At 35.6% G+C, this 10,529-nt stretch carries 8 protein-coding genes, 1 tRNA gene and 1 CRISPR repeat array (1 of these 10 running past the window's edge); of the genes, 1 reads left to right on the plus strand and 8 read right to left on the minus strand.

Going from position 1 to position 10,529, the window contains the following annotated elements; genetic code table 11:
• A CRISPR array of direct repeats spans positions 1-1,504; the repeat unit is 30 nt; unit sequence GTTTCAAACTCCAACGGAGTAAATTCTAAT; it begins 687 nt to the left of the window's first position.
• Between the two features lie 153 nt (positions 1,505-1,657).
• The 8 genes from cas1 to CYO89_RS03740 all read right to left on the minus strand — a co-directional run bounded on the left by cas1 (position 1,658) and on the right by CYO89_RS03740 (position 10,209).
• Positions 1,658-2,656, minus strand: a complete 999-nt coding sequence (cas1, locus tag CYO89_RS03705; RefSeq protein ID WP_103597172.1) for a CRISPR-associated endonuclease Cas1 — start codon at positions 2,654-2,656, stop codon at positions 1,658-1,660.
• A gap of 9 nt (positions 2,657-2,665) precedes the next feature.
• Positions 2,666-2,944: a CRISPR-associated endonuclease Cas2 gene (gene cas2, locus CYO89_RS03710; protein ID WP_103597173.1), complete on the minus strand. Its 279-nt coding sequence runs from the start codon at positions 2,942-2,944 to the stop codon at positions 2,666-2,668.
• A gap of 8 nt (positions 2,945-2,952) precedes the next feature.
• The gene (locus CYO89_RS03715) at positions 2,953-3,453 is read right to left on the minus strand and encodes a CRISPR-associated protein Cas4 (RefSeq protein WP_103597174.1); all 501 of its coding nucleotides are present in this window, start codon (positions 3,451-3,453) and stop codon (positions 2,953-2,955) included.
• Positions 3,453-5,651: a CRISPR-associated helicase/endonuclease Cas3 gene (locus CYO89_RS03720; RefSeq protein WP_103597175.1), complete on the minus strand. Its 2,199-nt coding sequence runs from the start codon at positions 5,649-5,651 to the stop codon at positions 3,453-3,455. The genes CYO89_RS03715 and CYO89_RS03720 overlap by 1 nt, the downstream gene beginning before the upstream one ends.
• Complete coding sequence (gene cas5 / locus CYO89_RS03725; protein WP_103597176.1) at positions 5,629-6,339, minus strand: CRISPR-associated protein Cas5; 711 nt, start codon at positions 6,337-6,339, stop codon at positions 5,629-5,631. The genes CYO89_RS03720 and cas5 overlap by 23 nt, the downstream gene beginning before the upstream one ends.
• Before the next feature lies 1 nt (position 6,340).
• Complete coding sequence (gene cas7b, locus CYO89_RS03730) at positions 6,341-7,282, minus strand: type I-B CRISPR-associated protein Cas7/Csh2 (protein ID WP_103597177.1); 942 nt, start codon at positions 7,280-7,282, stop codon at positions 6,341-6,343.
• Positions 7,283-7,292: 10 nt separating this feature from the next.
• Positions 7,293-9,059, minus strand: coding sequence for a TM1802 family CRISPR-associated protein (locus tag CYO89_RS03735; RefSeq protein WP_103597178.1), 1,767 nt, complete (start codon positions 9,057-9,059; stop codon positions 7,293-7,295).
• A 463-nt stretch (positions 9,060-9,522) separates the two neighbouring features.
• Positions 9,523-10,209, minus strand: a complete 687-nt coding sequence (locus CYO89_RS03740) for a CRISPR-associated endoribonuclease Cas6 (protein WP_103597179.1) — start codon at positions 10,207-10,209, stop codon at positions 9,523-9,525.
• A gap of 211 nt (positions 10,210-10,420) precedes the next feature.
• Here CYO89_RS03740 and CYO89_RS03745 point away from each other — a divergent pair.
• Positions 10,421-10,496: transfer RNA gene (locus tag CYO89_RS03745), tRNA-Lys, on the plus strand.
• The last annotated feature ends 33 nt before the right edge of the window (positions 10,497-10,529 follow it).

The raw sequence follows: 10,529 nt of genomic DNA on the forward strand, positions 1-10,529 counted from the left end.
CGCCTCTTTGATCTTTTCTTTAGCGATTTGCTCGCGTTTCAAACTCCAACGGAGTAAATTTTAATCAACGCCTTTCTCTCTCAATACTTCGCTTATCGTCTGTTTCAAACTCCAACGGAGTAAATTTTAATTTTAAATTATGCTTTTTATTACTTTTCCTATGATCCGTTTCAAACTCCAACGGAGTAAATTTTAATACTTTTACTCGTAGGTATGAATATTCTGGCTCTTAGTTTCAAACCCCAACGGAGTAAATTTTAATTCTATATCGTCCCAGTCGATTTCACGCCCCATTTTGTTTCAAACTCCAACGGAGTAAATTCTAATGCTTTAGGGACTGGTGGCGCATTATGGAGTGCTTAGTTTCAAACTCCAACGGAGTAAATTCTAATAATTTTAGAATATTCAGGTGTAGATGATTTAACAATTTCGTTTCAAACTCCAACGGAGTAAATTCTAATGTTCATCTCTAACTCCCATTGTTTCAAAGAAAGAGCTGTTTCAAACTCCAACGGAGTAAATTCTAATTGGCGATTATTCTAAATTTAAGCCTATTGATTAGTTTCAAACTCCAACGGAGTAAATTCTAATGCTATCAACAAGCTTAGCAGAGTTTTCAGCGACCTGTTTCAAACTCCAACGGAGTAAATTCTAATGGAAGCTGACAAACTGCTTTTCAGACTTATCACGATGTTTCAAACTCCAACGGAGTAAATTCTAATGACGCAAAGCCTCATCATCAAGCGTTGCCACTTTCCGTTTCAAACTCCAACGGAGTAAATTCTAATATTACTTCTTTTCAATATTTGTTTGGTTTATGATCTGTTTCAAACTCCAACGGAGTAAATTCTAATAAAAGCTAAAGAAACTATAAAGGCTAAACAATGGGTTTCAAACTCCAACGGAGTAAATTCTAATGCAAGCTTAAAAATGGTCGCACTCGTTTTGGACTTTAGTTTCAAACTCCAACGGAGTAAATTCTAATCAAAGAAAACGATCACAGCACCAAAGAAAGAGTTGTTTCAAACTCCAACGGAGTAAATTCTAATCAAAGGCAAATTTTAAAAATTTGCGACGAGCTGTTGTTTCAAACTCCAACGGAGTAAATTCTAATCAAAGGTAGCTAGAAAAATTTTCGTTTTCTACATAGTTTCAAACTCCAACGGAGTAAATTCTAATTATTTTGGAAGCCTTACAAACAGCAATATTAAAAGTTTCAAACTCCAACGGAGTAAATTCTAATTTTAATCCTTTCTTATGCAACTGCTGTTCTCTATAGTTTCAAACTCCAACGGAGTAAATTCTAATCTATTGTTGAACTTCCTACAATTTCTGAGATTTCGTTTCAAACTCCAACGGAGTAAATTCTAATCGTGCTAAGGCTTGATCTAGCTACTGATGTAACTGGTAGTTTCAAACTCCAACGGAGTAAATTCTAATCAAAGAATTCAAATGATTTTAAGCCTTTTACAATGTTTCAAACTCCAACGGAGTAAATTCTAATAGCACCAAAAAGCCTATTTTATAGGCATTCTAGTGCAAGAAGTCTATATTTTTTCGCCTTAAATTTGACTAAAATTTAGCCATGTGCAAATACGCCAAGCCCCAAATTTCAAGCTTTTTAAAATATTAAAAAACGCTTTATTAAAATGCGATTTCACTCCCACTTAAATCCTTCATAAGGCGCGTCCTCACAGATGCACTTTTTGAGCTTGTTTGTTTCGCGGCGGATCACCTGCCTCCACGTTAGCTCCCTACCGCCCACCGTGAGCGTCTCGCAAAGGCGCGAGATCATCTTTAGCTCGATCTTTTGCACGGCGTCGTTGCTAAATTTTATCCTGCCAGCGTCCGTTTGGAAGTCCTTTGCGGTGATCTCTTTTTTATTTAGCATGTTAAAAATCAGCGTATCGCCCAAGATCGGCTTAAAAATCTCCGCAAGATCGAGATGTAGGCTTAGCGCGCGGTAGTTTGGCTCGTGCAAAAAGCCGATGCGAGGATCTAGCTCGGTCTTGTAAATTTCGCTTAGGCAGATGTTGTAGATACGCGTATTTACGTAGCTTATGAAGCTGTTGATCTTATCAGCGGGTGGGCGTTTTGAGCGGACGGTAAATTTAAAGCTTCGCTGATCTGCGATGATCTCGTTCCACTTTTCGTAGTAGAGCTTTTGAAAGGCACCCTCTACCGCCATGATAGCAGGCACGTTAGTGGCGGCATCTAGTGCCTTTATGTGAGGTTGCACGTCAAATTTCACGCCGTGTCTTTTGCAGTTTGCGGTGTCATTTATGATGTGGGCTCTAGTTATCTCTCGCGCGATATATGCACGTTTGATCGGATCATCAAAAGAGCGGAGCTGGCACAGCAACACAAAGCCACTTTTATTTACGGAGTTTGGCGTGTTTGGGTAGAAATTCCCACGAAAACTCTGATACGGACTAAAGATGTGCAAAAGGATGTTATTATCCGCCAAAAATGCGATGGTGTAGGTATCGATCTGCACTTTTGCTAGCACGTAAATTTCATCGATCGCATTTACCGGCAAAATTTTACTAGCGATAAGCGCGCCCGTCTCGTCAAATTTTTCAAAATAGATATTATTATCTTGCCTGTAAAGCCTGCCTGGACTAAGTATAAAGTGCGTCCTGTCGCTCTTTTGCATATTTGCTCCTTAGCTAAATACCGGGCTATTTTTATCTACGCCAATGACGATGCGCTCGGAGTATTTTAGCGAGTTAAATATATAGATGACGATGGAGTCTAGCTCGCTTACGCACTCTTTTTGCAGCGTCTTGCTTAGCTTTTTAAAGTCGCTCTCACGGATCTCGCCCTCATAGACTGAAAACTGCACGCGAGGCAGAAATTTCTCAACCGCTTTTCTGATGCGATTTGCGTTATTTCGCTCTTTTTGCTCGCGTCCTGCGATGTCGTAAAAAAGTATCACATACATCTTCTCTCCTAAGCAGTGCAATAGTCGTGATATGCGCAGTTTTGGCAAAATTTGCCCTGCGTAAATTTGGGCGGCTTTTCTAAATTTGCAAGTGCGCTTATCTCGCTTAAAATTTGCTCCATTAGAGCGAAATTTTCGCTGCTATCCTCCACTAAAATCACCTTTTTACCGCTTATTAGCTTGCCTTTTACCTCTTTTAAATTTAAGCCCGTTTTTAAAAGATAGATGTAAAAAAGTAGTTGCATCTTGCCTGCAAGCTCGTTTTTTAGGCTCTTTTTGTATTCGGTGACGAGATAGTGTCCGCGCTGCTTGGAAAGTTTGTCGAATTTCAAATTTGAAAATGCAAAGTCCTGCAAATCGCTCTCTTTGATATCTGCTAGCGCCTTGCCCATCAGCACGTTTTCGTCTTCTTGATCTGCGTGGATCTGATGCACATAAAGCCACGCCTCACGCTTACAAGTGACGTAGTAATTCACAAGTGTGCCAGTGATCTGATCTTTTGAGAACATTAGTCAAATACCTCGTCGGTTATGTCTAAATTCGTATCTTTTTTAAGGCCACACTCGGCACTATAAAAATAAGACGAGCCAAACGGCAGATAAAACATATCTTTAAGCCCATTTATCTGTTTTAAATTTGGCATTAGCTTATTCATATCTTTTAACGCTACGTTTATGCTAAATTTCGACAACTTTCTGATGTGGTTTTTAAAAAGATCTCTTATGGTAAATTTCTCATTCGGACTATTTTTGATCTCAAAAATTTTAGCTTCAAAATCTTTAATGAAATTTTCTTCAGGCTCGATTATTAGTGTTTGTTTATGATTGTCGTTCATGATATCCTCGATTTTTTGGTTTATATTTTCAAATTCCAGCTTTTCTATCTCACTTTTTATATGCAAATTTTCCAGTTGATTGCTTATCTTTTGAAAATACAAATTTGAAATTTCTAAAATTTCGCTCTCTTGCACCTCTTTTTGCTTAAGATCGCTCAAAATAGCCCCACTTACTTTATATAGATCGCCGTAAATCAAATTTGTAAATTTACTTATTTCAGGAAAGACGTATAACTCGCCCCTTGTTGCTCCAAAATGCCTATTTACGCGCCCTGCTGTTTGTATGATAGAGCTAATAGGCGAGACTTCGCGAAACCCAATGTCAAAGTCAAGATCCACTCCCGCCTCGATCGACTGCGTGGAGATAAGTAAAATTTTGCTTGCGAGTGGATCAACTTTGCTTTTATCTATCGCGCACCTTACAGCCTCTATAATAGCGCGCTTGTGATCATCATACATATATCCGTTTAGGCAAAAGCAGCTAAATTTATCCCTTAGCTTTGTAAAAAGTTCTTGCGCTTTTTTGATCGTATTTACGACGACTAGAGTATTTTTATCGCTTGCAGTCTCACAAATTTTTTCCAAAAGCTCATCCTCTCCGCCTATATCAAGCCATTTTATGACATATCTATCCTGCTTTGAAAAATAGTCTAAATTTGAAATTTCTTTAAAATTTTCGCTTTTTATGACCGGCATCGTCGCCGACATAAATATAAAAATAGTGCCAAGCCTCTGCGAAATGATCTCGCAAAGCAGGATAAAATCTTTTCTAAAGTTATATGGGATCGCTTGCGCTTCATCGATGATAACGACGCTATTTTTTAGCTGATTAAATTTAACATTATCTTTGTTTTTGTTACCAAATAGCGCAAATATCAGCTGATAAAGCGTAGTTACGTTTATCTCGCCACTAAAAGATTCCATTAGAAATTTGATCTTTGAGTATCTGTCTTCGTCGGTTAAATTTTCTTCATCTATCGTCGTTTTGTGATGTGCCTTGCTGACCAAAATATCGCTATTTTTATAAATTTTCGCGACTATATCGTAGGTTTGATCTATTATTGAGGTAAAAGGAAGCGCATAAATTATGCGAGATTTGTTAAATTTCAATGCAAAATTTAATGCCGTCAAAGTCTTGCCATAGCCTGTAGGCGCAGTTAAAGTAAAAAGTTTGCGCTCTTTGTCAAAGTTGTTTAAGACGAAATTTCTAAACGCATCTCTCTTTTTATTTGGCGGCAAATTTTGGATACCAGCTTCTAAAACATCTATCAGTATATATTTGGTTTGCTGTTTTGGCATGCTAAAGATAGCTTCAAATTTATCACTATAAATCAAATTCGAATATAGGCTTTTGAAATTTATAAAGTCCTCGTAGGTAAATTTGTGCCTGTACTGCGATAAAACTAAGTATTGACGAAGCTTTTCTGCTCTATCTAAAAACTCATCTTTTTTAGTAGATAATCCCGAATAGATCTTGATATTTTTAGCAGCGCCAGCCACTTCATCCCACTGCTCTAGCTCTTTTTGGTTTTTAAAAAATTTATTAGCTTCTCTGGCTAGCGTCATTAAATTTACCACGTCGCCATGGTGCGAAACGATAGCAAGAAAGCCAAACAGGGTTAGTATCTCATCAAATTTTGAGTTTAACAAGAAAAAATATGCCGACAAGAGCGAGTGGTTTTTATCCAGCTTGTCGTTTGAAGTATCTCTGATGTAAATTTGAAAATTGTTCTTCAGTTTTGCGATGTCGTGATAGAGTTTGAGCTGCCTATCCAGCTCTTCATCGTCAGGCGAGATCATATTTTTTATATGATTTTCTAAAAGTTTATTTGGATGCGACCAAAACTCGTCAAATAAAATAGACTCTTTCATCGTTTATCTGATAAATATTTCCATGATTTTTAGATTTTATAAGCTCTTTGCCGTTTAACTCCATCACAAAGTCTTTAAAATCTTTAAAAAATCGCCCATTTTCGCAGCCACAAGGCATTCTAGCTGTAGTTAATTTCGCATTTTCATTAATGCCTTCAAAAACAAAATCATCCATAAGTGTAAATGTATTTATAAAACTTTCAGCTTGCGATATTTTTTCGCATATTTTTATATCGATCCAGCTAAAATCAGCTATACAAAAATTTATCCCAAGATAGGGCGTAAAGGCGGTTTTATGCTCTTTTAAATTTGAGATTATTTTCTCCTGATAGCTTTGCTCTAAATTTTCTAAATTTAAAAATACGACATAAGACGGCGAGCAGATTAACTCTCTGTAAAACTGCTTTTTCTCTTTTGCGTTTTGATAGCCTTCCTCTATGTGCATATTGCTTGAGAGGGCAAATTTTATGCCGTTAAAAACAAAACTTTTTTTTAAAATTTGCCTATCTATTTTTACGCTGTATTGGATGTTTGATAGCTTAAGATACTCTTCTTCACCTATAACGGCGCCTAAAAAGCCCATTATAGTGGTCTTTGGCGGTACTGGATAGGTTAAGCTAGAATAAATCGTCGCCGGATGCGAAAAATGAGCGTAATCGCCAAATAATCTAAAAGCAACAATGCCCATTTTATGCCTCTATCTTTTTCCAGCTGCTGTCAAAATTTTCTTTGTTTATCGTTTCAAAATCATAATCGCTCATATACTCTATCTTTTCTATATTTGCAGCGTATCTTGCGAGTTTATTTTTTAAATTTGTAAAGTCGATAGTGTATTCGTTGATGCTTCTTATCACTCTATCTTCTTTTTCGCTTTTTAGGCTTATGCTATTGTTTAGATCGCCTGCAAACGTATCGTCCTTGTATGTGATGATTAGCATAAATCTTGGAGTTTGACCGATTTTGGAGCGAGTTGTCAGGTTTTTAGTGCCATGCCACAAAGCTTTTAAAATTTTAGCCTCATCGGCTTCGCTAAAGCCTGTTTTTGCCGCATTATAGTTGTCTATGATGCCGTAAGTGGCAAAAATAGCGTATTTTATAAATTCCTCTTCTCTAAAAGTCGCTTGATCTTTTTGTTTTTTGGGGTCGTTTGGATCGTAGTCGCTAGCAAAAGCGCCAGTTCCTTTAACATGCTCTACTTCGACCTTGTTTAGGGATTTGCTTAGTCTAAACTGCACTGGTCCAGTAAATTGAACGCCTGCAGTTTTTATCTCCTTATCCTGCCTCATCTCGTCTTTATCTGAAATAGGCAAAACTCCGCCAAATGCACGGATATCGATAAATTTAGACAAAATTTCTTTTTGTAGTTCACTTTTGCCTTGCTTTATATTTATACTTTGTCTGATCGCAGTTTTAGCGTCTAGCAGGGCGTCTTCTATCCTATACTCCTTTATAAAAATCGACGCCTCATCTTTTTTTATTATCTCATCTCTAATAGTCCTTTTTATACGCACGTCCGTCACCTCGGCTACGCCAGTTTCATCATCTCGCCTAGGAGCGTTATCCTTTAGCATGTCGCCGTTTGGGTTCCAGTTCTCTCCGTCCCATAAAAAAAGTATCTCTTTTTTTTGCATCTTATTCTCCTTATTTTGTTTTGTCTTTTATAAATTTACGATAGTCGCTTCCGCCCATAGCAAAGGCAAGCGTAGTATGCGAGATTTTTACTATCTTTCTCTCATTAGAAAAGACCTGCGGTAAAATTTCGATCAAACACTCTTTTATGTTTTCAATGTTAGCATTTGGCTTGCCAGAAGCGGCCTTAAGTTTTCTAATCATCTCATCGCACTTGGTCCAAATTCGCTCTAAATTTTCCATACTTATAGATCCGCAGTCGTTAAGCCAGTTGCTAAAAGATACGCCGCCGTTCACGCCAAGCTGCCAGTTCATCAGGGCTGCGCTTAGCATACCGAGCAAATAAGCGCTAATGAGCGCATCGTTTTGATTTAAAAACTCGCTATTTTTTATTAGCTCTTTGATCAGTTCTTTTTTATCGGTTAAATTTTCCAAATCGCACTCCTTTTGAAAGACTAGTTTTTTGTTTAAGAGATTGATATCATTAAAGAAATTTTGATATTTTGCAATATTTTCAAATTTTCTTTCTTTATAAAAATTGTTAAAGTATTTGCTCCATTCCAACTTTTTTGCGTAACTTTTATTGACGCTACCATAATAAATCAGATCGCTATATCTTTTTATCATAATCTCTAAATCAAATTTATTTCTTGATAGCAAAAAGCTCATCACGCCAAGCCTGCTTTCAAATAAATTTTGCAGATAAATCGTCTCATCTGTGCCGCTATTTTTTTCATAGAAGGCTTTTATGTTAAAACGGCTCATTAAATTTGAGATGTGAGAGATAAAAGATGGCAAAACATCGTCTATCGCAAGCTTCAAATCGATAGCAGCGTTGCTTTGTGTGTAAAATAAAATCGTATTTAAAACAGGCAAATTTTCCTGCTTTTTAGCTGTTGTCTCGAGATAATAATCTATGCTAAATTTTATGGCTTCTTCGGCTATTTCAATATCTTTTATGTCGCTCTTTGAAGTCTCTTCAAGTATTTTTACAATCTCTTCTAAATTTACTGAGCTACTCAAAATAGTCGGTAAAATAGCTATTTTCATACCATAAAAATTATGCGATAGCTTATCTTTTATCGCTTTAAAGCCATTTTCTACCTTTTTTGCGCTATTGGCGCTCAGTGGCAGGAGCTTTGATTTGATAAATTGCATATTAGCAGGCATCTCATTTACCGAGCAAAACGCTAAATTTGCATCGCCGCCGATACCCTTTTTATTTGTCAAGATATCGTATCCGTAAGATGATTTTTGCTCTTTTACGCTGATATGATTTTCAAAAATTTGCTTAAAATATGCAGAAACCGGCTTGCCATCATACGAGAGCGAGAAAAAAGTAGCGACTTTTTTGCCTTTTTCGTTTTTTAGCTCATCAAGACCTTTGATCTCATCTATCATACCAGCAAAATACTCTTCGTTTATGCTTGATAGTATGGATAAAATAGCGTCTTTTTCTATAATGCTTGGCTCAAAAAAGGAGAGCAAATTTGATATAGATTTCAAAATGCCTCTTATAAATTTAGCTTCGTCTTTATTTATTTCTTTGGATAAAAATTGAGAATTTGGGAAAAGATTGCCAGAATTTGCTCCAACGCCAAATCTACATATTATTAAGTCATCTTTGCTTATGTTTAAATTTGGCTCGATCTGCTTGGTTGCTATGTCGCAAAGATAGACTTTGATCTTGTCATATTTGTGAGCGCCATTTTTGAGCTTAAGCTCTTCTTTTTCATATACCTCGCCTATGTCAGCAAGAATTTTAACTATATCAGCCAAAATATTTTCCTTATTTTATTTAACTTAAAATTTTAAATATTTTTTAATTTTATGCATGCTTGACTTAAATATTTCTAAATTTAAGCTTATTTTGCAAGTTTAAAAGATAAAAATATAAATCAAGTATTTTTATTATGTTTGTATTAGCTACAGCAAATACTGAACTCTATCCATCCTAAATTTATGTCAAAAATTTTAATGTCTACGATAGGACTAAAAAATATAAACAAAAAGCACAATATATATTTTCTTGCGTGATTAAAAAGCTTTTTAATTTTCAAATATAACCCTCCCAAATCTTTTTTATTTGTACCTCATTATAATACAGAATAAAATATATTTCAAGTTATATTGTTTTAATGGTTAAAATGATTTTTGTTTTGACAAAAAATGTACTATAATACATATTAAAGAATAAGGTTCCCGCTGGGATTTGAAATTATTGTTTTAATGGTTTGTAACCTTATTCTTTTTCTTTTGTTATCTCTATAAAACCTACTCCATAGTTCATACATCCACTACCAACACCCACATCAAGGATCAAATTTATAAGCTCTGGCCTTGCTTTGATATGCCATTTTGCAGGCCAAGCTTTGACTGGCATATTGTTGTTGCCGTAGTAAAAATATAATGGCTTTTGTAAATTTTGCCAAAGTAAATTTAGCTCAAACTCACCATCATATTTATATCCCATAAGTGTTTCAAATCTTTGTAGTGCGTTTGTTTTCATCATTTCAAGATGTCTTGAGTCTTGCGGCTCAAGATGCACTTTGCATCCCAAAAGTCCAACAACTGAACACGCTACACATCCCTGAAAAGTAGCTTCATTTTGTGAAATTTTATGCTCTTTTACTGAGACAGACGTATCAAGCAAACAAATATTGCCAAGCTTTAATCCGTCTTTTAGCACGGCAAAAGCGATCGTTTTTTCAAATTCTGGCACAAACGAGCTAAATCTTATCTCTAAGCTTAAATCATTTAGTCTAAAATCAAAATTTGATCTTTTAAAATTTTTACCGCTTTCTTTATGTGTGTATCCGTCATGTTCAGCCTTTGGTAAATAGCTATAAATATAGCCTTGTATGAGCTTGGATAGAGACTTTGCTATTTTTAAATTTTGAGTTGGAAGGCGTGAATTTATAATGATCATTCTTGCTCCTTATTTGTTACTAGAATGGATTATAACTCAAAATTTTGTAAAAAATAGACAATTATATAAAATAAATTTTTTAGAATTTATTTTTTATTTTAAAATAATGTAGCTAAATAAAATCAAAGACTTATTTTAAAATTTAAATGCTCTTTTCTTGACATATAATAATGTTTTTTTGTATAATCTCAATTCTTTTTTAAATAATCATGTCTTGCTAGCTCAGTCGGTAGAGCATCTCACTTTTAATGAGGGGGCCGTTGGTTCGAATCCAACGCAGGACACCATTTTTGGGTTTATGACCCTTTCGTCTAGTGGCT

The sequence above is a fragment of the Campylobacter concisus genome, assembly GCF_002913765.1.
Taxonomy (GTDB): domain Bacteria; phylum Campylobacterota; class Campylobacteria; order Campylobacterales; family Campylobacteraceae; genus Campylobacter_A; species Campylobacter_A concisus_BB.

Bases quoted from the DNA above. Each gene is read 5' to 3' on its own strand.
- CYO89_RS03715 (WP_103597174.1), bottom strand. From the start codon at position 3,453: ATGTTCTCAAAAGATCAGATCACTGGCACACTTGTGAATTACTACGTC.
- CYO89_RS03740 (WP_103597179.1), bottom strand. From the start codon at position 10,209: ATGATCATTATAAATTCACGCCTTCCAACTCAAAATTTAAAAATAGCA.
- cas2 (WP_103597173.1), bottom strand. From the start codon at position 2,944: ATGTATGTGATACTTTTTTACGACATCGCAGGACGCGAGCAAAAAGAG.
- cas7b (WP_103597177.1), bottom strand. From the start codon at position 7,282: ATGCAAAAAAAAGAGATACTTTTTTTATGGGACGGAGAGAACTGGAAC.
- CYO89_RS03720 (WP_103597175.1), bottom strand. From the start codon at position 5,651: ATGAAAGAGTCTATTTTATTTGACGAGTTTTGGTCGCATCCAAATAAA.
- cas5 (WP_103597176.1), bottom strand. From the start codon at position 6,339: ATGGGCATTGTTGCTTTTAGATTATTTGGCGATTACGCTCATTTTTCG.
- cas1 (WP_103597172.1), bottom strand. From the start codon at position 2,656: ATGCAAAAGAGCGACAGGACGCACTTTATACTTAGTCCAGGCAGGCTT.